General features: G+C 59.5%; 14 protein-coding genes. 5 read left to right on the forward strand and 9 right to left on the reverse strand.

The genetic code is table 11. From position 1 onward, the window contains the following. Positions 1-4,618, forward strand: a 4,618-nt coding sequence (locus BOP96_RS24250) for an amino acid adenylation domain-containing protein (RefSeq protein ID WP_138726244.1), incomplete at its 5' end; no start/stop codon positions are given. A 127-nt stretch (positions 4,619-4,745) separates the two neighbouring features. On the opposite strand, the gene BOP96_RS24255 is transcribed toward BOP96_RS24250, so the two are convergent. Both BOP96_RS24255 and BOP96_RS24260 read right to left on the reverse strand, forming a co-directional pair. Then, positions 4,746-7,178, reverse strand: coding sequence for a TonB-dependent siderophore receptor (locus BOP96_RS24255; RefSeq protein ID WP_175563013.1), 2,433 nt, complete (start codon positions 7,176-7,178; stop codon positions 4,746-4,748). A gap of 118 nt (positions 7,179-7,296) precedes the next feature. Beyond that, entirely contained in the window at positions 7,297-8,949 is a 1,653-nt protein-coding gene (locus tag BOP96_RS24260; RefSeq protein WP_073454228.1) for a cyclic peptide export ABC transporter, read from the reverse strand. 202 nt (positions 8,950-9,151) lie between these two features. Here BOP96_RS24260 and BOP96_RS24265 point away from each other — a divergent pair, with 202 nt between their 5' ends. Beyond that, the gene (locus BOP96_RS24265) at positions 9,152-9,979 is read left to right on the forward strand and encodes a N(5)-hydroxyornithine transformylase PvdF (protein WP_014718818.1); all 828 of its coding nucleotides are present in this window, start codon (positions 9,152-9,154) and stop codon (positions 9,977-9,979) included. A 51-nt stretch (positions 9,980-10,030) separates the two neighbouring features. Here the strand turns inward: BOP96_RS24265 and pvdO are convergent, their stop codons facing one another. From pvdO to pvdM, 3 genes are read right to left on the reverse strand one after another with little or no spacing between them, the layout of a single operon-like run. Continuing rightward, positions 10,031-10,903, reverse strand: coding sequence for a dihydropyoverdine dehydrogenase (pvdO, locus tag BOP96_RS24270; RefSeq protein ID WP_014718817.1), 873 nt, complete (start codon positions 10,901-10,903; stop codon positions 10,031-10,033). A gap of 29 nt (positions 10,904-10,932) precedes the next feature. Continuing rightward, positions 10,933-12,201: a pyoverdine-tailoring periplasmic protein PvdN gene (gene pvdN / locus BOP96_RS24275; protein WP_073454229.1), complete on the reverse strand. Its 1,269-nt coding sequence runs from the start codon at positions 12,199-12,201 to the stop codon at positions 10,933-10,935. An 18-nt stretch (positions 12,202-12,219) separates the two neighbouring features. Then, a complete protein-coding gene (gene pvdM / locus BOP96_RS24280; RefSeq protein ID WP_019816836.1) occupies positions 12,220-13,569 on the reverse strand; it encodes a pyoverdine-tailoring dipeptidase-like protein PvdM in 1,350 nt (449 codons plus the stop codon). A gap of 142 nt (positions 13,570-13,711) precedes the next feature. Between pvdM and pvdP the strand changes: the two genes are divergently transcribed. Beyond that, positions 13,712-15,340 (forward strand): pyoverdine maturation tyrosinase PvdP, encoded by a 1,629-nt coding sequence (gene pvdP, locus BOP96_RS24285; protein ID WP_019816837.1) that lies wholly within the window; start codon positions 13,712-13,714, stop codon positions 15,338-15,340. Positions 15,341-15,357: 17 nt separating this feature from the next. Here the strand turns inward: pvdP and BOP96_RS24290 are convergent, their stop codons facing one another. Both BOP96_RS24290 and BOP96_RS24295 read right to left on the reverse strand, forming a co-directional pair. Next, positions 15,358-19,125, reverse strand: a complete 3,768-nt coding sequence (locus tag BOP96_RS24290) for a hypothetical protein (RefSeq protein ID WP_073454231.1) — start codon at positions 19,123-19,125, stop codon at positions 15,358-15,360. 174 nt (positions 19,126-19,299) lie between these two features. Beyond that, positions 19,300-19,842: a thioesterase family protein gene (locus BOP96_RS24295; RefSeq protein ID WP_014718812.1), complete on the reverse strand. Its 543-nt coding sequence runs from the start codon at positions 19,840-19,842 to the stop codon at positions 19,300-19,302. A gap of 109 nt (positions 19,843-19,951) precedes the next feature. Between BOP96_RS24295 and BOP96_RS24300 the strand changes: the two genes are divergently transcribed. Next, a complete protein-coding gene (locus BOP96_RS24300; RefSeq protein ID WP_014718811.1) occupies positions 19,952-20,923 on the forward strand; it encodes a GlxA family transcriptional regulator in 972 nt (323 codons plus the stop codon). Between the two features lie 140 nt (positions 20,924-21,063). Here BOP96_RS24300 and BOP96_RS24305 read toward each other — a convergent pair whose 3' ends face one another. Both BOP96_RS24305 and BOP96_RS24310 read right to left on the reverse strand, forming a co-directional pair. Next, complete coding sequence (locus tag BOP96_RS24305) at positions 21,064-21,372, reverse strand: hypothetical protein (protein ID WP_072434039.1); 309 nt, start codon at positions 21,370-21,372, stop codon at positions 21,064-21,066. 145 nt (positions 21,373-21,517) lie between these two features. Further along, complete coding sequence (locus BOP96_RS24310; RefSeq protein ID WP_014718809.1) at positions 21,518-22,240, reverse strand: pirin family protein; 723 nt, start codon at positions 22,238-22,240, stop codon at positions 21,518-21,520. 181 nt (positions 22,241-22,421) lie between these two features. On the opposite strand from BOP96_RS24310, the gene BOP96_RS24315 reads away from it, so the two are divergent. Next, positions 22,422-23,372: a GlxA family transcriptional regulator gene (locus BOP96_RS24315; protein WP_019816841.1), complete on the forward strand. Its 951-nt coding sequence runs from the start codon at positions 22,422-22,424 to the stop codon at positions 23,370-23,372. The last annotated feature ends 50 nt before the right edge of the window (positions 23,373-23,422 follow it).

Genomic DNA, 23,422 nt, shown 5'->3' on the forward strand with positions numbered 1-23,422 from the left:
TGGCGTGGTGGATTACCTGGGGCGTGTGGACCATCAGGTGAAGATCCGCGGTTTCCGTATCGAACTGGGGGAAATCGAAGCGCGCTTGCGTGAGCAAGCCAGTGTCGGTGAAACCGTGGTGGTCGCCCAAGAGGGGCCGACCGGTAAGCAACTGGTGGCCTATGTCGTACCACTGGACCGGACGCTCCTGGATGATGCTGTCGCTCAATCCACCGGTCGCGAAACCTTGCGGCGCGCCTTGAAAACCCGCTTGCCGGACTACATGGTGCCGACGCATTTGATGTTCCTTGAGCGTATGCCGCTGACCCCCAACGGCAAGCTCGACCGCAAGGGCTTGCCGCTGCCGGATGTGAGTCAGATGCAGCAGGTGTATGTGGCGCCCGAGAGCGAGTTGGAGCAACAGGTGGCGGCCATCTGGGCCCAGATCCTGGGCGTGGAGCGTGTCGGTCTGGCCGATCACTTTTTTGAATCGGGGGGGCATTCATTATTGGCGATGCAGGTAATTTCCCGCCTGCGTCAACTGTTGGGTCGGGAAGTACCCCTCAGAACAATGTTTGAGCAACCGCGACTGCAGGGGTTTGTCGAGACCCTGTGCAACTCCCATGAATCACAGGCAAGTGTGCTTCAGATCCTGCCGGTCAGCCGTCAACAGCCGTTGGCGCTGTCTTATGCCCAGGAGCGCCAGTGGTTTCTCTGGCAATTGGATCCGCACAGTGCGGCCTACCATGTACCCAGCACCTTGCGCTTGCGTGGCTGGCTGGATCATGCGGCTTTGCAACGCAGTTTCGACAGTCTGGTAGCCCGTCATGAAAGCCTGCGAACGCAGGTACATCAGGACGAAGGGCAGGCCTTCCAGATAATCCGTGAAAACGGCACTGTGGCCATCCTTCATGAGCAGGTCAATGAGGCGGACATGCAGCGTCGGGTAGAGACCGAGATTGCGCAACCTTTCGATCTGCAGCAAGGGCCGTTGCTGCGCGTAACCTTGTTGCGCCTGGCCGAAGACGACCATGTGTTGGTGCTCGTGCAGCACCATATCGTTTCCGATGGCTGGTCAATGCAGGTGATGGTGGATGAGTTGGTGCAACTTTATGCCGCCTACAGCCAGGGCCAGGACCTGCAACTGCCGGCATTGCCGATTCAATATGCTGACTATGCCCAGTGGCAGCGTGACTGGATGACGGGTGGTGAACGCGATCGGCAAATGGGTTACTGGCAGGCTCTGCTTGGCGGTGAGCCGTCAGTGTTGGAGCTACCCCTTGATCGGCCGCGACCTTCGGTGCAGAGCTTTCGTGGTGCAAGCCTGGAGATCAAGCTTGCACCGGCATTCGTGGCGGGGCTCAAGGCCCTGGCGCAGCGTGAGGATGTCACGCTGTTCATTGTTTTGTTGGCGTCGTTCCAGGCTCTACTGCACCGCTACAGCGGGCAGCAGGATATTCGCGTGGGTGTGCCTATTGCCAATCGTAACCGGGTCGAAACCGAGCGCCTGGTAGGTTTTTTCGTCAACACCCAAGTGCTAAAGGGCGATTTCGATGCGCAGCTGACGGTCACCCAGCTGTTGCAGCAGGCCAAGCACCGGGCGTTGGACGCCCAAAGCCATCAGGACTTGCCGTTCGAGCAATTGGTCGAAGCCCTGCAACCTGAACGCAGCTTGAGCCGCAATCCGTTGTTTCAGGTGCTTTTCAATCATCAAAGTCAAGCGCGTCTAGCCAGTACGAGCCAGCAACTACCCGACCTGAGGATTGAAAGCTTGGAGTGGGGCACGCAAACCGCTCAGTTCGATTTGAGCCTGGACACACAGGAAACCGTCGATGGGCTATGGGCAACCCTGACTTATGCGACCGACCTGTTCGATGCCGCCACGCCCAATCGCATGGCGCGCCATTGGCAGAACCTGTTGCAGGCCATGTTGGATGACCCTCACCAACGTGTCGCTCAGCTACCGCTATTGGAACCTCTTGAGCATCAGGTGATAGTCGAACAGTGGAACGACACGGCGCAGGATTATCGGTTGGAAGACAGCGTGCAGAGGCAGATCGAAGCGCAAGTGCGGCGCACACCGAATGCCCAGGCTTTGGTGTTTGGCGCTCAGACACTGAGTTATACGCAGTTGAATGCACGAGCCAATCGATTGGCGCACCGCTTGATCCAGGCCGGTGTCGCGCCTGATGTGTTGGTAGGTGTGGCGATGGAACGCTCCATTGAAATGGTGGTAGCACTTCTGGCTGTGCTTAAGGCAGGTGGCGCCTATGTGCCGCTGGACCCGGACTACCCGCGCGAACGCCTGGCCTACATGCTGCAAGACAGCAACGTACCGCTGCTGCTGACGCAGGCGCATTTGTTACAGGCCTTACCGGTCAGCGCGCCCTCGCACTGTCTGGTGGTCGAGCCCGACGATCACTGGCTGAGCGAGTATGCCGATACCGATCCTGATGTGGCCGTAGACGCGGAAAATCTCGCTTACGTCATTTACACCTCCGGTTCCACCGGCCAGCCGAAAGGGGCGGGTAACCGCCACTGTGCGTTGACCAATCGGCTGCTATGGATGCAACAGGCTTATACGCTCGGCGCCGAAGATACGGTGTTGCAAAAGACACCGTTCAGTTTTGACGTATCGGTATGGGAGTTTTTCTGGCCCTTGATGACCGGTGCACGGCTGGTGGTAGCGGCCCCTGGAGATCATCGGGATCCATCGAAGTTGGTGGAGTTGATCAATCGGCACCAAGTGACCACCCTGCATTTCGTGCCTTCCATGCTGCACGCATTCCTGCAGGATTCACAAGTGGCCAGCTGTCAGGGGTTGCGCCGTATCATCTGTAGTGGCGAAGCCTTGCCGGTGGGGGTGCAGCAACACGTATTCGCCGAGCTGCCGAATACGGGCTTGTTCAACCTGTATGGACCGACTGAGGCTGCGATTGATGTGACTCACTGGACGTGCGTCGATGAGCATCGTGACAGCGTGCCGATTGGCAGACCCATTTCCAATCTGCGCACTTACGTGCTGGATGCGCAGTTGCAGCCAGTCGCGGTGGGCGTTGCGGGCGAGTTGTACCTGGGGGGCGTCGGGCTGGCACGCAGTTACCATCGACGTCCCAGCCTGACCGCAGAGCGGTTTGTACCGTGCCCGTTCCAGCCTGGCACGCGATTGTATCGTACCGGCGACCGGGTGCGACAGCGCAGGGATGGCGTGATCGAATACATTGGGCGCCTGGATCATCAAGTAAAACTACGCGGTTTGCGCATAGAGCTGGGTGAGATTGAGGCGCGCTTGCTGGAGCATCCACTGGTGCGCGACGCCTCGGTGCAAGTGCATGAAGGCAAGTATCTCGTTGGGTATGTGGTGCTGCAGGATTCGACACTCGCCTGGCGTGATGCACTGAGCACTCATTTATTGGCACATGTGCCGGACTACATGGTGCCTGCGCAGTGGGTACTGCTGGACCATATGCCACTGAGCCCCAACGGCAAACTGGATCGCAAGGCGTTGCCTGCGCCGGATTCAAACTTGCACGAACGGCACTTCGTCGCAGCGCGCAATACGCTGGAGCAAGCACTTGTAGCCATTTGGCGCGAAGTCCTGGAGCTTGAGCAGGTGAGTGTCGAAGATAACTTCTTCGAGTTGGGCGGGCATTCGTTGCTGGTCCTGATGCTCAAGGAGCGCATCCGCAAAGCTGTTGGCGTGGAGCTGTCGGTGAGTCAGTTGATGCTCAATCCGAGCGTCGCAGGGCAGGCGGCTTGCCTTGAGGGAAGCGCTGGCAGTTCGTTGATCGTGAGGCTCAACAGTCAAAGCCGTGGAACACCGTTGTACCTGTTCCATCCCAGCTATGGCTCGGTGCATTGTTACAAGGCGATTGCCCTTGCGTTGCGTGAGCACAGGCCGGTGATGGGGGTGATGTGTCGCGCCTTGGCCGAGGAGGGCAGCGAGGTGCCAGCCTGGGCTGCAATGGTCGAGGACTACACGACGCAATTGTTGAAGGCTCAGCCCGAGGGTCCGTTCCGTTTGGCCGGTTGGTCGCTGGGGGGCAACCTGGCGATGGAAGTCGCCTATGGCCTGGAGCAGGCGGGCCGACAGGTCGAGTGTGTTGGCTGGATCGACGCATCCCCGCCGCAGTGGGTCAAGCCGTTTTGGGATACGGCGGTGATGGTTGACGAAAGAGATATTTCTACCAATGAACGGCGTGTGGAACTGTTGGAGGTGATGTTCCCTGAGTTCTCTCAGCAGATTCATGCCCACTGGTCCGAGCTGCAATGCTTAGAGGCTGCAGAAGGCGAGCAATGGACTGCATTCAGCCACTGGGCCGAGGAAACCCTGGGCTCGCGTTTTGGCGAGCTCAAGGATGAGTTGCTCAGTGGCCACGAAGCGCAGATTTCCTGGGAGGTTGACCGCATTCTCGGGCAGCGCCTGCACGATGCCGACTTCAAGGCGATCAAGGCACCGATAAGTTGCTGGTGGGCGACCTTGAGTCGTACTGGGGTACATCATCAATTGATTGAGGCGAGCATGCTGGAAGTTGCAGTGCAATCAACGATCGAGCGCTCAGTGTTGATCGAGACCAGCCATGACCGATTAATCGATAACGCAGAGTTCGTCCATAGCTTCGCTGCCGCGATGAGCTGACCAGAGGCCAATATGAAAAGCCCCCAGTCACCTTGAGCGACTGGGGGCTTTTTTATGGCCCTCTCTATAGTATTCAGAAAAACAAAACGCCCCGGGCAGTCATTGCCTCGGGGCGTCTGATCCTGCTTTAGAAGTCCCAGCGAGTGCTGAGCATGAAGTTACGGGGTTCACCATAAGCGGCAGAATTGTAGAAGCCGATGTTGGTGTAATAGGACTTGTCGAAAACGTTGTTGATGTTCAGCGTCGCCGACACGTTTTTAGTGAATTGATAACGGGTCATCAGGTCCACCAACCAGTACGCTTCTTGAGAGAACTCCTCGTAGCCACCACGGGGAGAGTTATAGATATTCTGCCAGCCTACGCTCTGCCAGCGAGCGCCACCGCCAACGGTCAACTTGTCAAGATTACCCTTGAGCTTGTAAGTGGTGTACAGGCTGACCTGGTCTTCGGGTTCGAAAGTGGAAATCTTGACGTCTTTGTCGTCACGCACAATCTTGTGGGTATAGCCAGCCTGGAGCTGCCAGCCCGGAGCCAGTTCGCCGGACATCTCCAGCTCGTACCCCTTCGTCACGGCCTGGGTGCCTTTGAACGCGTAGTTCGAGGGGGTAGGTTTCAAGTTGTTGTAGTCATCGTCCGAAACGGAACGGTTGTCTTCATGGATCTCGAAGTAGGCCGCACTGGCGTTTACACGACCATCCAGGAAGTCGGCCTTTACACCCAGCTCCCAATTCTGGCCTTCGTCCGGCTCAAGCAGCTTGTTGTCCCTGTCGCGGTTATAGCTTTCCTGGGGCATGAAAATATCGGTGTAGCTGGCGTAAACCGAGTAGGTGTCATTCAGGTCGTACACCGCACCGACATAAGGTACGAAGCGTCCTGACTCGCGATAGGTAGGGTTGTAGCCGGTCACCGTGTAGTTGACTACCCGGCCACCGAGCAGCAGCTTCAGGTCGTCAGCAAGGTTCAGCCGTGTTGTCATGTACATACCGGTCTGGCGGACGGTGTCGTCGTTTTTCGATTGTGGTTTGCCCCAATCCGGTTGCGGGGCGTTGCCGTGCCAGTTATTGAAGTCCACCAGGTTGGGGGCGAGGTTCCAGTAACCGTTGCCATTCCATTCCGAAGCGCTGATGGAACCGCCGAATACCAGTTCATGCTCCCTGCCTCCCAGGCTGAAGGGGCCGCTCACATACAGATCGGCGGAGTCACTGACGGTTTCACCGGTGTATTTGCCCGAAGTCAGCTGTGACTTACCATCCAATCTCGGGGTGTCACCCTGAATGGAACCCATGAGTGCGTGGTAGCCGTTGATCTTGTGATCCAGTTGCAGTTTGGTTATCCAGCCATCCCCCAGGTCGTGCTCCAACATGGCGAAGACGGTGCGGGTGTATTGCTCCCAACTGCTCCAGTCGGCCGCGTTGTTGAACGAGCGCTTGACGTCGTTGCGATTACCCTGGGCGTCGATCAATGGGAAACTGCCCGACCAGGATGAGCCTTTCGGCAGGCTGTCCTGATAATCGCCGCCGACTGTCAGCAGGGTATCGGGAGACAGGTCGAACTCCATGATGCCGTAGTAAGTCGGGCTTTTGCGCTCGTAGCGGTCCATGAACGAGTGTTTGTCCTGATAGGCGGCGACGGCCCGGCCACGGATATTGCCGGTCTCGGTCAGCGGGCCACTCACGTCCAACTCGCTGCGGTAGTTGTCCCACGAACCGGCACCCAGCGTGGCATGACCTTGGAACTCAGAGGTCGGCTTTTTGCGTACCAGGTTGATGGTGGCCCCCAGTGAACCAGCACCGGTCAGCAGGCCAGTCGCGCCCTTGAGTACTTCAACACGGTCGTAGATCGCCATGTCGCTCAGCGTGTTCCCCGCCGAGTAAGCCACGTTGCGCGCGGTGGAAGGGATCCCGTCATATTGGAAGTTGTTGATAGAGAAACCACGAGCATAGTAGTTGCTGCGCTCGGTATCGAAGGCTGAAACGGTAATGCCCGGCGTGTGGCGCATCACGTCGTCGACACTGTTCAGGCCAAAGTCGTCCATGTGCTGACGTGTGACGACGGTCACCGATTGCGGGGTTTCCTTGGGCGTCAGGACCAGGCGCGTTGCGGTGGCAATCGAGCCTGGCGTATAGGAGCCGGTATTCTCGGTGACGTTACCCAGCATGTTGCCAGTGACTTGCGTCGGGCTCAGCTCCAGCCCACCACCACTGCCAGCAGCAGTGACGGTCAAGGTATTGCCATTGAGGTTATAGGTGGTCTGGCTACCGGCCAGCAATGCATTGATGGCCTGCTGTGGCTGCATCTTGCCCTTGACGGCGGGGCTGTTCTTGCCCTGCACATCGCCTGGGCTGTAGAGCACTTGCACATTGGTCTGGCGGCCAAATTCCTGCAGTGCGCTCCCCAGCGACTGCGCAGGAATATTCAACTCGATCTCCTGGGCCTGCACATAGCCTGCAATCGGCATCGACACAGCCAACGCCAGGGTACTGGGCAAGAGGTTGATGTTCAGGGCCCGGCGCATGGATAGCGCTTTGCTCAGGGGGCTGAGACCGAGTCGTGCTGGCATGGATGCTTTCTCTTCTATGTTTTAAGTGGGCAATTCTAAGTGTTTATTGAGTTTAGTTCTCATTACCACTAGTGAGACGTTCCTACTTCGCAAAACCGGAAAAAATTATTCCGGTACTTCATGCAGGCTCCATCTCATGCACCACCTGACCGGCGCGCAGGCGCACCAAATGATCGGCGATGTCGAAATAACGGTCGTCGTGGCTGATCACGATGATGGTCTTGCCCAGGCGTTTGAGGTCCGGCAGCAGCTCGGTGTAGAAGATGCGGCGGAAGGCCGGGTCCTGGTCGGCGGCCCATTCGTCGAATACCAGTACCGGGCGCTCCTCCAGCCAGGCATTGACCAGGGCCAGGCGCTTGCGTTGGCCGGTGGACAGGTCAGTGGTGCTGAACACACCGTCCTTGACGCTGACCTTGTGCGCGATTTCCAGGCGCTCAAGGTATTGGGTGGCGCTGTCCAGGGACTGGGGGGCGCTGCCTTGTACCAGGTCATCGAACAAGTAATAGTCAGAAAACACCGTGGTGAACAACTGGCGATAATCGTCGCGCGCTGGGTCGGTCACCGCTGTACCGTTGAGCAGGATCTCACCCGCCTGAGGCGGATACAGGCCCAGCAGCAGCTTGATCAGGGTGGTCTTGCCGCTACCATTCTCGCCCACGACAAACACGATATCGCCTTGTTTGATGCTCAGGTTGATCGGCCCCAGGTGGAACGGTTGGCTGCCTTCAACCGCTGGCGGGCTGTAGCTGACGCCGCGCAGTTCGAGGCTGTTGACCACAGGCTTCGGCGCTTCACTGTCGTCCATCAACAAGTGGGGCTCGGGCGAAGAAAAACGTTCCGACAGTTCGCTGATGCGCCCAAAGGCAATCTTCGCCTTGCCAACGACGGGCAAATAGCCCAGCAGGTGTTCCAGCGGGCCTTTCATATACAGCAGTACCAGCACGAAGCCGGTAATCACGGTGGGATCGGGGTTGGGATTGTAGGCCTGCATCGCCAGGGCCAGGCCGATGACCACGAAGAACAGCATCGAGCCAAAGGTCTTGGCCAGGATATAGATGTTGACCGAACGCACCTGGATATCGCTGATGCGGTCTGCGGTTTCCTGGATGCGGTGGGTGTTCATGCGAAACCGCCGCGGGCGGTGCATGCGCAGTTCCTTGGCGCCAGAAGCAATCGCATTGTAGTAACGCTGCAATTCATCTTCGTGGCTGCGGGCCAGATCGAAGCCCTGAATGCCTTTGCCACCGGCGATGAATTGCACGGCGCTGCCGATGATGATTGCGACCACCATCATCAGGAACATCGGCACGGACAGGTAAGCCAGGTAACCCAGGCATCCCAGGGTAACGGTGGCGGCGATGGCCAGGGGCGTGAAGGCAAAGGAAAAATCGCTGATGGTGTCCACGTCGTGGGTCAGCACCGGGATCAGGCGGTGAGAGCGATATTGCTCGATCTGCCCGATGGGCGCTGACAGCACTTTTTCACCCAGGTCCTTGCGCAGGGCGGCAATGATCCGTTGCCCGACGTAGTTGGTGCCGATGTCGGAAATAATCGAGCTGACCAGCGCCACCACGCACAATGCGGCGAAGGTCAACACCACACCCTGGGTCATGCCCCCCGCCGAATGCAGGGCATTGTTAATCGTCGCCAACAGCAAGGTAATGGCCAGGCCGCCCGCCATGCCAAGGGCGACGGACACCGTCACGATGGTGCGAAAGGGCCTGAGCAATGCGAGCAAACCTTTGAAGGCGCCGCGCTTGGGGTCGGTCATAAATACTTCCCGGAAAGTGAAAAAGAGGGGGCTGGGCACACAGACCCTTACCCATGACAAACGAAGCTGTGGCGTGACTATTTAGCGCGGCGTGCCGGGCGGTGGCAGTGGGCGATAAATTGCCCGGGGCCTGGTTCGTTCTTGTTCTGTAGGCGCACGTGTATCAATGCCGTGCGTGGCCCTTTGAGCGAGAGCGAAACACATGACGAAAAAGAACCTGGTGTATGTCTGGTCCCTGAGAAACGCCGCCGCCGACAAGGCGGGGCAACCGGTGGCCTATAAAGACCACGAGCGCTATATGAAATCGGTGCTGGAGTTTCTGGTGGGCTCGCTCAACGACACGTCGCTGGGCGAGGCTTACAACCTCGTAGGCGTGGTGTATGACGACGATGAGCACAACCCGCGGGACCAGCAGTTGGTGGCGGACTATGGCTTTGCTTACCAGCCGGGTCGCCAGTGGTTGTACCCGGCGGATTTGCGTGTGCAAGGCACGTTGGTCAATGACCTGCTGCTCAGCGTGCCGTCGACCTATCGTCGCCTGCCACGGGGCAGCGCCGAACATGTCGCCGGCAAGCAGGATTTCGAGCGTCGGCTGCATGACACCCTGGTGGAGTTGAAGGCTGACATCGTGGTGCTGGATGGTTTGCTGGTGATCCTCGACGAACTGGTGCGCCCGGGTGCGCCGTTTGCACGGCGCATCATGAACATTCATCCGGGCATCACCCGCCTCGAGTCGCCTTACGAACGCCGTGGGGCGTACGCCACCTGGAATGCGCTGTACGGCGCACGTGGGCAGGCGATTACCGACTGGGCAACCAAGGCGACTCAGGCGTGCGAGCCGTTGTATTGGACCGGTGCGTCATTCCACTACGTGGATAACGGCATCGACTCGGGAGAGGTGTTCCACGACGTGCTCAAGACCGAGATTTCGCCCGAGGACACCATCCTTGAGTTGCGCTGGAACAACTTCAACAACAGCCTGTTCCCGGCATTGCATGAAGGCTTGGAGCTGTTGGCCAAACAAGGCTGAACCCTGTAGGAGCGAGCAAGAACTAGGCGTCCCCCTCGCTCCTACAAGGTATTAGAGTTCGCGTACTACCCGGAACCCAATCCAATCCCCCCGTGTTTGCGGGTAGATGTTGTTGCGATTGCCCGAGCGTGAAAACACCGGCGCCTCGCCCCAGTCATTGCCGCGAATCTGGTAGGCCTCGCAGTTGGGCTCCACCCAGGCACTGCCATCAGTTGGCGCGCCGACGTAGTTCGGATGCTCGCAATCAGCCACCCGCTCATACACATTGCCGTGCATGTCATACATGCCAAAGGCATTCGGTGGGTAGCTGCCCACGGGCGACGAATAGCTGTAGCCGTCCGCCGGGCCGTAGGTGTTGGCGTGCTGGGCGATGCTGTAGCCCTTGCCTTCGTCGAACGGGAAGGGGAACGGGCCGGTGGTGCCGGCGCGGGCGGCGTATTCGCGTTGGGCTTCGCTGACCATCTGGTACGTGTGCCCGGTCTTCTTCGACAGCCAGCTCACGTACTGCTTGATGTCGTCCATGTCCATGCACACCGCCGGCTGACGTGGCCCCTGGGGGTAGCGCGGCTTGCTGGCGATGCATTCGCGGCCGGGGCGGTCGTCGCCATTGGCGATCTTGACTCCGGTCTGGCGCACGTAGCTGTCCCATTCGCCGGCGGTGATGTGGAAGCGGCTCATGGCGAACGGCTTGGCGAAGGTCACGGCATGCATGGGGCCTTCGTCGGGCTCGCGGCCCACTTCGTCTTCCGGGGTGCCCATGGTGAAGGTGCCGGCGGGCAGCACCACCATTTCCGGGCAGTCCTTGCAGTCTTTGAAGACCTTGCCCGGTTGTGGGGCGGCGGCATGGGCCAGGCCGGGCAGCAGGGCGCCGCACAGGGCGGTGAGTGCCAGTGCGGTGAGCGGTTTGAGTCGGGATGGCGTCATGGAGGCGTCTCGTTCAAAGGGAAAAGGGGTCATAACCGCTGGCTCAGCAGGGTCATGAAGCGCTGGATCTCATCGGAGTTGTTAAGCAGGCCCGGCGAGGTGCGAATCACCGGGCCAACGTCACGCTCCACCGCGTCCACCACCACGCGGTTTTTCATCAGGTAGGCCGCGACGGCATCGCTGTCCTGGTTCTTGACCCGAAAGAAGGTGAAACCTGCTGACAGCTCGGGGCTGCGCGGCGTGACCAGTTCGATCTGCGGGTGGGCCAGCAGTTGGGCCTTGAGTTCGGTGTTGAGGGCATGGATGCGTGCCTGCACCGCTGCCTTGCCCAGTTGCAGGTGCAACTTGAAGGCTTCGTCGGCGGCCCAGCGATGTTCGAAGGCGTGGTAGCCGCCTGGCGTCATGGTCGTGGCGAAGTTTTTGTCTTCGGAGAAGGTCGGAATCATCGGCGTGACGTATTTGTTTTCGGTCTCGCGGGCGCACACCAGGCCGGTGCCCCGCGGGCCGAACATCCACTTGTGGGTGCCAGCGATGAAGAAGTCGCAGTGCATAGCGGGGAAGTCGAGGTCTTCCACGCCGAAGCCGTGCACACCATCGACGATATAAAGCAGTCGGTCCGGCTCGTCGCGGTTGCGGTTGTGTTCGTCCACCAGCTTGCCGATCTCACCGATGGGCAGTTTTACGCCGCTGCCGGATTGCACCCAGGTCATGCCCAGTACACGGGTGTTGGGGCGAATGTTGCGCTGGATATTGCCCAGCACTTCATCGGCCGAGACCTGATTGGGGTTTTTGAACAGGCGTATCTTGCGAACCCGGGTCTGCTCCTTGCGTACCCGGAAGTCCAGGCTGAACTCGGTAGCGTAATGCTCATGCACCGTGGTGAGGATTTCCTGGTCGGCGCGCACCTTGATCCCGCCATAGATCATCGCCAGCCCTTCGGACGTGCTGCCGGTCAGGGCGATCTGCGCTGGCGTGGCGTTCAGGTAGCGGCCGGCCCACTCGCGTACCTGGCCCTCACGCTTCCAGGTTTCCTGCAGGTCCCAGTCCATGGCCAGGCCAGGGTTGCGGTCGATCTGTTGGCGGTAGCGTTCGATGGCCTCGCGCACGGGCCTGGGGTGCGAGGCCACCAGGAAGTTGGAAAAATGCAGGTAATTGGGGTCCTGGTTGAACAGTTGTTTCAATCCCGTCCATGGGTCGTTCGTGGCGGCGGCGACTGCCTGAGGCAGCAACGCGGTGCCCAGCGGCAGGCTCGCGGCAAAGACGCCGGCCTGCTTGAGAAATGTACGGCGGTCGGTCATGGACTTACTTCGTGGTGGTTAGCGGTTGGCCAAGGGTTTGGCGGCTTTTTGGACCTGGTCCCACACCCGCAGGAAGTTGCCTCCCCACAGCTTGGCGATATCGGCTTCGGAGTAGCCGCGCTGGATCAGTTCGGCGGTGACGTTGCGCACTTCGCCGACGTTCTCCCAGCCCTGGAGGCCGCCGCCGTCGTTGAAGTCCGAGGCAATGCCGACATGATCGATGCCGATCTTGCGCACGGTGTAGTCGATGGCGTCGCCGAGGTCCTTGAGGGTGGCCTTGGGCTCTTCCTCGAGAATGCCGTACAGCGCGCTGGCGTATTGGCCGAAGCGTTGCTCGGGCCAGGCGGCAATGATTGCATCGCCGGGCATCAGGGCCATGGCCAGATTCGGCAGTGGCGGCAGGTCGAACCGTGCGCGCAAGGTATTGAGCTTGTCCTGGGTCGGCTGGCTCAAGGGGCGCAGGTAGGCAGGGAAGCCCACCACCTGCACCACGCCGCCACTGTTCTTGATCAGTTGCAGTTCCTTGTCGCTGAGGTTGCGCGGGATATCCACTGACGCCCGAGGCGCCGAATGGGACGCCACCATCGGCGTGCGGCTCAACTGCGCGACCTGCTCCAGGGCCTTGGTCGACATCTGCGACACGTCGATGATCACCCCCAGGTCATTGAGGCGATGCACCGCTTGCTGGCCGATCGGCGACAGGCCTTCAAGGGCGTCGGGGGAGTCATTGAAAAACGGCAGCGGGCGCGACGAGTCGGACCAGGCGTTATTGCCGATGTAGCTGAACCCGAACATGCGCATGCCGCGTGCGGCCCACAGGTCCAGCTGGTTCAGGTCATTGCCCAGGGGGTAGGCGTTGAGCATGCTGATAAAAATCGCGAACTTGCCTTCGCCGTGCAAGCGGCGCATATCGTCCGGGGTGTAGGCGATGCCCACCTGGTTGGGAAAGTCGCGCACCATGCCGGAGATGATCTTATAGCGCACCTCCTGCTCGTGGCGGGCCTCTTCGACAAAACCATCGGTGGGTTTGTGCGGAGCGTTATCGCCGTTCCAGATTTCCGGCCAGCCGAAGATCGTCAGCGCGGCGCCCGACAATCGGCCGCGGGCGGCCTTGGCCAGGTCGAACTGGCCGCTGCCATCCTTGTCGGCCTCATTGCCCGCCGTGCCGAAATCCAGGGGCAGGGTGATGTGGCTGTCAAATGACAACAGGCGGTCCTGCATTTCATTGGCCTGCTTGATCACCTCCAGCGGGTAGCCGGCGTTGCCCTTGAACCACTGATCCCAGACCAGCAAGCCAGCCCCGGCGCCGATAGCCAGGGCCAGCGGCAGGCCGATATACAGCGCCTTTTTCGAACGTGATTTTGTCATTGCCATCTCAGTCAGTTGAGGCCTTTGCTATCAGGGAAGGACGAGCGATGACGGGGGAAATTTAGGTGGCGGGGGCAGGGCGGTAAATTTCATCGGGTTGCAAACGTTCTAGCTCTGATCAAGCCGTTTCCTAAGGTAGCCAATGACAATCTCTCGACGTGGGTTCATCGCAGGCCTGGCGCTGACCGGTGCAGCGGTGCCTGCGGCCTTTTATGCCCATCGCGAGTTGACGCGGGAAGACGAGTTTCCCATCACCCCCGGCGAAGCTACGGTCGACCTCGCTGACACCCAGGGCCAGCACCTGGCGAACACCCTGCGGGGCGTCTGGAGCCTGCGCCTGGAAGGCCGCGATGCGGGCCTTGCGGGCCTGCCGCTGCAAGGCTTGGAGCTGCTGCTGGACATCGCTCCCCGTGGGCGTGGCCTGCGCGGTTACCTGGACACCGCCGAGCAGCTGCGTGCGGACGGCGAGCCGCGCTACCGCGTCTTGGGTGATGTGCTGACGGGCGAGGGCGCCGTGCTCTATTGGCGCTTGATCGACCGCGATTCCGCCGGCGGTGTGCCGGCCTATGAATTCAAAATGACCCTAGATGAAGTCTGGGCCGATTTCAGCAATGCCGGCAGCGCCACCCTCAGCGGGCACATCCTCGATCTTGAGCGGCCCTTGGCGCTGACCGAACGCGACAACCGTTTTATCGCCCACAAACAACTGTTCCCCGAAGCCCGCCAGCGCATCGGTCTCAACCCGACCTTGCTGGCCTGGCTGGTTTCCCCCGAGCATCGGCTGTTTCACCAACTGTGGCACGCCACCCGCGATCAGTGGCACAAGCTCTCCGAAGAAAAACGCGAGGCCCTGCGTGGCATCGGCTGGCAACCCGGGCCCCGTGGCCAGGAGCGCGACGCCCGCGGCAAGCGCAAGGACCGCAATGGGTCGGGCATCGACTTCTTCTTCATGCACCGCCATATGCTTGGCACCGCACGCTCCATGCAGGACTTGCCGTCCTGGCCGCAATTTCCCGAGCCGCAACCGCCGTTGGAGCGTGATCGCCTGGGCTTTGTGCGCTACTTCGACAACCACGACGGTTTCGCGCTGCCGCCCTGTTGGTCAGCGCCGGATGATGCCGACTACACCCAGTGGGTCAGCGATATCAAGGCCGCCCAGACCTACCACAGCAATTTCCAGGTGTGGGAATCCCAATACCGCGACCCGCGTTACCTGGCCAAGTTGACCCTGGGCCAGTTGGGCTCGGAAATGGAACTGGGCCTGCACGACTGGCTGCATATGCGTTGGGCCTCGGTGCCCCGCGATCCGTCCAACGGCGCCCCGGTACCCTTCGCCCGTGACCCCGCGGACTTTGCCCCACGTTGGTATGCGCCGGAGAACGACTTTCTGGGCGACCCGTTTTCATCCCATGTAAACCCGGTGTTCTGGCATTTCCACGGCTGGATCGATGACCGCATCGAAGACTGGTTTCGCGCCCACGAACGCTTCAACCCAGGCGAGGTGAGCCGCCTGGAAGTCAACGGCGTAGCCTGGTTTGCACAGGGCCGCTGGGTTGAAGTAGGCGACCCTTGGCTGGGACCGGACACCCATGGCTGCAGTACCACACCGGGGCTGCAACGAGGGCGTTCGATGGAAATGGATCCGGAAGTCATGAAGCTGGCCCTGCGCATTACCTTCGGCGCCGATGAGGACGTGCTCAAGGGGTTGTTCAAGCGCGTGCCGCGGCGGCCGTGGTATGCCCGACATTTGAAGGTCACGCACACGCTTTAAAACGTGTTGCAGGCGCTCTAGGTCACCGATATCGCTGCCGAATACAGCCCGCTGACACTTCGAGGATCCCCTATCTTGTTGATCAGGTATAACTCGTTGAATTCAGACACCGTGTACCCATCGGCCTTTTTGAGCGGCTGGAACAAATGGCTGGTCTGGCCACTATTGAGTGCACGCTCCATACCGCTGCGCATGTCCGCCTCCTTGGAGAATTTGACGAGCCCGAAGTTGGGGTCATAGTAAAACCAGATCTTTTGGTCCTTCGTGATTTTGACGCCAGCGGTAACACCGTGCTTTGAATTGCTGATAAGAAAGGCTTTGGAGGTGGTGGCCGTTGCCAAATCCGAGATGATCCTGTCGCAGGTCGCACTGCGGGTGAGCTGCCCAGAGTGAAAATCATCTCTGAGGGTGTTTTGAAATCTCTCCAGGCTGTCGCGGAACCTTTCAGTATTAGGGTGTTTGGGGTGCGCCAGACTGAGGAAGAAGTTGCTGATCAAGGTGTTTTCCGAGCCATCGAGCATGGCCATAGCCATGGTATTCGCCAACGCGGCGCAGCCGCCCTCGGATGCAACGTTGACCTGGCTCAGGTAATACCCTTGCGGCATGGCGATCAAAGTGCCATGGGCGGCGGTCATGTCATCAGCGAATTTTCTGCTTAGCTCTAAGCTGGTTTCCATTGCTCGTTTTTGCAAATGCTTGAACAGAGCCCCGACTTCGGCAGACGTCAGCTTCGGGTCCAGTATCAGTTCGCGCAATTGATGCATTTTCATTGTCGGTGAGAAGCCGTTGATCCCGTCCGGAGCCCCCCTTGCGAGCGCCTCTTCAAACTGCAATTGTTCTGGCGTCGCGGGCTTGCCGGGCAATGGCTTTGTGGGCGGAATGAGCTTTTCGTAGAGTGTTTTGACTTTGCCTGGCAGCGCCTCCAGCTCGTCGATACGCCTGGACAGGCTACCCAGTACCTCGGGTGACGCGGTGGCGTCCGTGGCCAGTTTTTTCAACTGAGTGATGCCCAGCTCTGCTGAATAGCCAGAAATGCTGGCCGGGGCGAGCGTGTTGTACCCCTGATTGAATGCCGCGTGGCCTGTGGTGGTTGCTTTTGCTGCGTCAACTGCGTCGTTGAAGGCCTCCGGTATGGGTATGCCGGGTTTTGCCGGGTTGAACCAGTTGGCGACCCACTCGCTGAGGGTGCCGTTGATTTCACCCTGGGTTGCCAGGACTCTCGGCGTGAAGCCATTCACCGGCGTGCCGTAGGGTTGACGGGTGATGGGGTCGTAGTGGTGCCACTGATCGTTTTTGAATACCACAACACTATCAACCGAGCGCCCGCCGGAGGTGATCGAACCGAGCAATGCATTGCCATGCTCCTGGCTGATAGCCTTCAACCAATCATGGGCTTTATCCGTGTTTCGTATGTTGGCCAGCCACGCGGTGCTTTTGGTCAACCCTTTGCTCAGCAGGTTTGCGCCGCCAATGGCCAGGTCAGCCAGCCCGTCCAGAGGGTTGAAGTTGCTCAAGGTGACCATGCCGATGACTTTGCCCGTTCGCGCGACCTTGGTGGCAAGGGATGCGGCACTGCCGGCGACCTTGGTGAGTTTGCCGATATTGGCCGCGCCCGCTGTGAGAAAGCCAAACACATCCAGGGCCAAGTCAAACCCGCCCTCGACGTTGTTGCCTTTTTTAAAGTTTTCAATTGCCGAGCGGAAAGGAATCAAGTTCATGAAGAAATCGTTTACCTGATTGATTTTCTCGTTCGCCAGGTCCTGGGTCGTCTGCCCTCTGGCGTATTTCTTGATATCCGGGTCATCGAGATTGAAATGCTCAACGAAGGCATCAGCAATGTCTTGCGTGCGGTCGGTAGCAAAACTATCAATAGCTGCGTCAGTTGCGCCGGCGCGTTCGTTTGCGTGGTCGGCACTGACGCTTTTGGGGACGAACACGCTGGTGTTGAACGCTACATTCGCCTCCCTGGATTCACGTTCTTTCAGCGCCCACATTTCAATGGGCACGATTTCGCCTTTGGTCGGGTCGATACGGTAGCCGCTGGATTGCCCGTCGCGTTCAATTTTCACCAGCAGGTTTTTTTCATACACCGGGTCGGACTTGCTCCAGAAACCCAACTCAGTGGATGAGTTTCGATAATACGTAACTTTGCCGTACTCAAAGTTTCTACGGTCTTCCAGGGGGAGCTGCGCGATCAGGTGTTTGACCGTCGTGGCGAGGGCGATCTTTTTCTTCTTGATTGTTTCCTCAAAGCGCTTTTCGAAGTTATCGCTCACACCAAATCGGTAGCGGGCGTTCAAGTCGTTGATCGGTACACGTTTGTTCGCGGCTTCAAAGAGATAGGGCAATCTCAGATCCATCATTGCGATGTCGAGCATCGAATGCAGGCCGGGTAGCCATGTGTGTGCCTTGTTCTGCCCTCTGCGCGGAATGTTGCTGGTCTTGATCAGTTTTTGTTTGAACAGATCACCCAGGTCGCCATACCGTTCCACCAGTACGGCCATGGCCATCTTTTCTCGGGTGGGCAATTCCAGATCCAAGGCGGCAGAGGCGCCTAGCATGTCCTGCTGTCGGGCTGTGAAGGTGGTTTTCAGGGTTTCCAGCTCTTGCACGGTGTATTGCGTGTCGTCCTTGCGGGCAATTACGTTATGGCAAACCCCCCAATCTACCAGCGCTGCTGTACGAGCTTGCGCAGCCGCCTCGGGTTGCGCCACCCTTGCATGTTCGCCTTCCTGCATCACTTGGGCAAACGTCATGTTCGGGACTTTCCCCGGCGTACTCGCTTCAATGCTCGCCACGGTAATGACCAGGTTCAGCCAGGCTGGGCTGCCGTGCCTCACGGAGGGCGGTATGTCTTTGATCAGGTAAACAGGGGCCTTCTTGGCCAGCAACACATACGCAGCCACTTTGGACAGCACAGGGCTGATCCTGCCACTGTCGACCAAATGCTTGCTCAACGTATCCAGCACTGTAGACGCGGGTTTGCCCCAGTGGCGCGCGTGCGCCAGGTCAAACCCCGCCACGTTATTACGTTGAGGGGCGGTAATAGATTCGGGGTCCAGTTGCAACTGAATGGCAGCCATCAGGTAGTCGGTGGCGCTGTTGGCAGTGGCGATACCGCCGGATTGCTCCTGCAGGTGTTTACCTAGCGTTTGGCCTGCGGAGGAACTGAGCAGGGCCTCCAGTGCTTGCGCGGGGTCACTTTGTACCTCGGGGGTTAGCGGGTGCTGGGCCAGCAAGGCATCCAGGGCGTTCAGGTAGTCAGACCTCATGGAGATAATGCGTAGTCGGCTCTGCTCAGCCTGGCTCAGGGGTATTGACCACGACAACGCGCCACCAAAATTACCCATCGGCTGCGTCAGGGCTTCCTGTTTCACCGTCTTTATCAGCTCGGTCAGCGAAAGTTGGGTGGTAGGTATCGGCCAGCCCTTGGCCCTGATAAAGCTCTCCAGTGTCGCGCCTTCACTGGGGCGCACAGGGAACGATGAGTCAGGATGAATATCCAGGGGGGCTCTCAAGGCAGCCAGTATCGCTTGAGGCGTGGTGTTCACATCCAATTGCTTCGCGATGTCTCCGAGTTTCGTGGTCAGCGTTTGCAGGTCGTGTCTGTCGCCGAACCCTTCCTTGTAGGTTTTCGGTGCAGGCGCGTGCGTCGCGCCAGCCAAGGCAGGGAGAGTGGTTAGCGGCTCGATCAGCGGTGGCTGGCGAGGTGGCCCATCGGGCTTGGTAGAGTGGAAAGGGACGTCATACCAGTGGGGGTTGGCTTGCTTGGTCGTACTGAGCATGGGCGGGGACCTGTAAGGCGAATATCCAATAGGCAAGTTTCCTGAGGAGTGCGTCTGAATTTCAGACGCATTGTTGGGTGAAGGAAAAAGCTGCGAGAGTTCCGCTCGGGCAAAGGATGGAGTGTGACCAATAGCGACATGCGGTTAGTCGCGTTTCGGTGGTCTGGACACCCTTCAGGCTCGCTCTTGTTCCCGTAATTGCGCACTCATCTCATCGCAACTGCATGACCAGTCGCTGAGCCATTGCGGCATCGGCGGCGAGGTGTCGTCCAACCCCAGCTCGCGGACGAACTCGGAAGGGGGCAGGGTGCCCTTGGCGGAGCGAAACAACCCACGCATCACCACCACGCCGACCACTCGCCCATTGCTGACGAAACGGTGCTCCATCAGGTTCCACTTGTGGTCCCAGCCGAGAATGCGAGTGTGCACTTCGAATGCTTCGAACAGCTTCAATTCCCGGCGAAACTTGCCCCAGGTATCGCCGACTATCGGCATGGCCTTGTGGCGCAGGGCCACGCGAAAGGCGCCGGTGCGCAGCACAAAATCCATGCGCGCCACGTCGGCCAGCGTGAAATATCGGCCATTGGTGACATGCCGGTTCAGGTCCAGATCCAGGGGCCAGACCCGCATGCGCACCACTGTGGTGGCCAGGCCATGGACCGGTTTGCGCCAGGGGCGGCGCAACAGCATATGCAGTAATCGAAACCAGAGATTCATAAAGACGCCAGACAGTTGATCAATGGCTGCACTGTACGGAGCCGGAATCGGCTAAGGTAGATGCGTAAATGACTTATTACATGCGAAAAGTGCAAGCTGGAGTTTTTACATGCACGTCACCTTGCTCCTGGCGGACCAATGCTCCGCTGCCAGTGCCACCCTGGCCATGGAAATGCTCAGCGCGGCCAATCTCTTCGCCGACAGCCCGCCCTTCGAGGTGACGCTGGCGTCCCTGGACGGCCTGCCGGTGACGGCGTGGGGCGGGCAATGCCTGCAAGTGCAGGGTTCACTGGCGCAGATCGCGCATACCGACCTGGTGCTGATTCCCGGTTTTCTCTTTACCCTCAAAGAAGCCATGCCGACGTTCGCCACCTACGGCCCCTGGTTGCGTGAGCAGCATGGGCAAGGCGCTGTGTTGGCTTCGATGTGCACGGCGGCGTTCATGCTGGCCGAGACGGGGTTATTGCACGGCTTGCGTGCGACGACCCACTGGGCATTTGCCGGGTTCTTCCGGCGTCGATATGCCCAGGTCAGCCTGGATGAGCGGCAGATCCTCTGCGAAGAGAATCGGCTGGTCACGTGCGGTGGCGCCACGGCGGCGATGGATTTGATGCTGCACCTGATCCGCCGTTTCGGCTCGCCGGAGCTGGCTCATACCTGCGGCAAGTACTTGCTGATCGATGCCGGGCGCACCGAACAGTCGGCCTATGCGATGTGGTCGTTGCCCAAGAGCCACGGTGATGCGCAGATCCTGCGTGTGCAACATTGGTTGGAGCAGCACTTTGCGCAGTCGTTGGTGATCGACGAGGTTGCCCAGCGCTTTGGCTTTGGCGTGCGTAATTTCAAGCGGCGCTTCAAGGACGCCACGGGCTCTACACCGATTGGTTATCTGCAGAGCCTGCGTCTGGAGCGAGCCAAGCAGATGCTTGAGTCGACACGTATGACGCTCGATAGCATCACGTATGCGGTGGGTTATGAAGACAGTAATTCGTTTAGGCGGTTGTTTCAGCAGCGGGTGGGGATGCTGCCGGCGGCGTATCGCAAGAAGTTCCTGATCGCCCAGGGTGTGAAGACGACCTGATACACCCACGATCCCAATGTGGGCGTTGGCTTGCCTGCGATGGCGGCCTGACAGCGTGTGATGTAGAGACTTTGCAAATCGAAGACGAAAAAAAACCGGCTGATCAGGCCGGTTTGGGGTGTCCCGCCAACAGTGCGGGGTTATACGTGGGTGCTCAGCAGACGCTCGGCACCCCCTTCAGCGAGACCACGTTCCTGCAAGCGATCAGCACCGCCTTCAGCCAGGCCACGTTCCTGCAAGCGATCAGCGCCGCCTTCAGCCAGGCCACGTTCCTGCAAGCGATCAGCGCCGCCTTCAGCCAGACCACGTTCTTGCAGGCGATCCGCGCCACCTTCGGCAACACGGGTTTCTATCAGGCGATCCGCGCCGCCTTCAGCGACAACCGGGTGGGCAAAAGCGTTTGCAGCGAGTACCGAGAAAGCGAGGCTAAGCAGGATTTGGCGTTTCATGATGGTGTGCTCCGAGTATTTAAGTTGGGTGCCGTTTGGCATGGGTTTGATGTTACGCGTTGCATTTTTTAAGAGAACTTCATTGCGCTGATGGTGACTATCGATGCCAACGATGGTCCCGCTGGCGGGACCATCACTGCGACCGTCATGGCATTTGCGGCAGTTCGTTGGGGCGCAGGTCAAACACCAGCACTTCGGCGTCTTCGCCATGGCTCAAGCGGATCTGGCGTTCGTCCCGTACGCGTACACCGTCGCCTTCCTGCAAGCGCTGGCCGTTAAGCTCAATGCTGCCGCGCGCCACATGGATGTAGGCGTAGCGATCCGGTGCCAGTTCCAGGCGGGCACTTTCGTCAGCGTCGAACAGGCCGGCATACACCCGTGCGTCCTGGCGCACTTTCAGCGAACCGTTGGCACCCTCTGGCGAGATGATCAACTGCAAGCGCCCACGTTTTTGCGCTTCAGTGAAATGCTCTTGCTGATAGCGCGGTTTGGCGCCGGCTTCGTTGGGCACGATCCAGATTTGCAGGAAGTGCACGCCGTGACGCTGGCTGTGGTTGAACTCGCTGTGGGCCACGCCGCTGCCCGCGCTCATCAGTTGCACATCGCCAGGGCGGATCACCGAGCCGGTGCCCAGGGTGTCTTTGTGCTCCAGCGCACCTTCGAGCACGTAGGAGAAGATCTCCATGTCGCGGTGCGGGTGCTGACCGAAGCCTTTGCCTGCGGCGACGCGGTCATCATTGATCACCAGCAGGTCGGAAAAACCCTGTTCCTTGGGGTTCCAGTAGTTGGCGAATGAGAAGGTATGAAACGACTTCAACCAACCGTGATTGGCGGCGCCGCGTTCGGAAGCTTTGCGAAGGGTCAGCATGGTCCAGTCCTCAAGTGAGCGCGGGCTGCGAGATGCAGGGCGCTTGCGTTGAGAAGAAGGTTAATGGTTAACGAATGATTGATTAAGAAGATGAAAATAGAATAACTGTCGCTTTCAGGTTGACAGTTAAAGTCGTGCCATAATGCTCGCCGCACTCCTTCTCGATGGACATTTCCCGCTTATGAAAACCGTGGCCATGGCGCTGTTCCCGGACTTCCTGCTGCTCGACATGGCCGGGCCGCTGGAAGTGTTTTCGATTGCCAACCGCTACCTGCCAGCGGCCGATCACTACCAGATCCTGACCATCGGCACTGAGCCCGGCCCGTTGCAGGCCTCCAATGGCGTGAGCGTGCAGACCGACCTGCTGTTGGAACAGGCCCAGGCGGCTTATGACTTGCTGTTGGTGCCGGGCGGCCCCGGCGCCTATAACGAATGCCACCCCGCGCTGTTGCCGTGGCTCAAAGCTGCGGCGCCACGGGCTCGGCGTATTGGCTCGATCTGCACCGGCGCTTTTGTGCTCGGCCACGCAGGCTTGCTCGACGGGCACCGCGTGACCACCCATTGGCACTACACCGAGCGGTTGATCAAGGCGTTTCCCAACGCCATCGTCGAAACCGACCGCATCTATTTGCAGGACGGGCGCCTGATCACCTCTGGGGGCGTCACTGCGGGTATCGACCTGGCCCTGTCGGTCGTTGCCCAGGACCATGGCAAGCAAGTGGCGGTGGACGTAGCCAAGGTGCTGCTGGTGGTGATGAAACGCCAGGGCGGCCAGGCCCAGTTCAGCCCGATGACTGCCGCCGTGGCGCCCCAGGAAACCCCGATCACCCGTGTGCAGAACCACGTCCTGGCGCATCTGGATCAACCCTTTACCATCGAGTCCATGGCTGAGTTGGCCGGGATGAGCGCGCGCCACTTTGCGCGGCTGTTCGCCAAGGACGTGCAGATGACGCCCATGGCGTTCCTGCAGGGCGCGCGTATCGACCGGGCCCGGCACCTGCTGGAAACCACCGACCTGCCGCTCAAGACCGTGGCCTTCCACGCCGGCTTTGGCAGCGTGCGGCATATGCGCTTTCTGTTCAGCGAAAAGCTCGGGCTGAACCCTACCCAATACCGACAACAGTTCAGTTAACGACACCCTGTCCGTCTCAGGCACCCGATTGTCCGTATTGCTCCCCGTGC

This window comes from Pseudomonas sp. FSL W5-0203, from assembly GCF_001896155.1.
Classification (GTDB): Bacteria; Pseudomonadota; Gammaproteobacteria; order Pseudomonadales; family Pseudomonadaceae; genus Aquipseudomonas; species Aquipseudomonas paracarnis.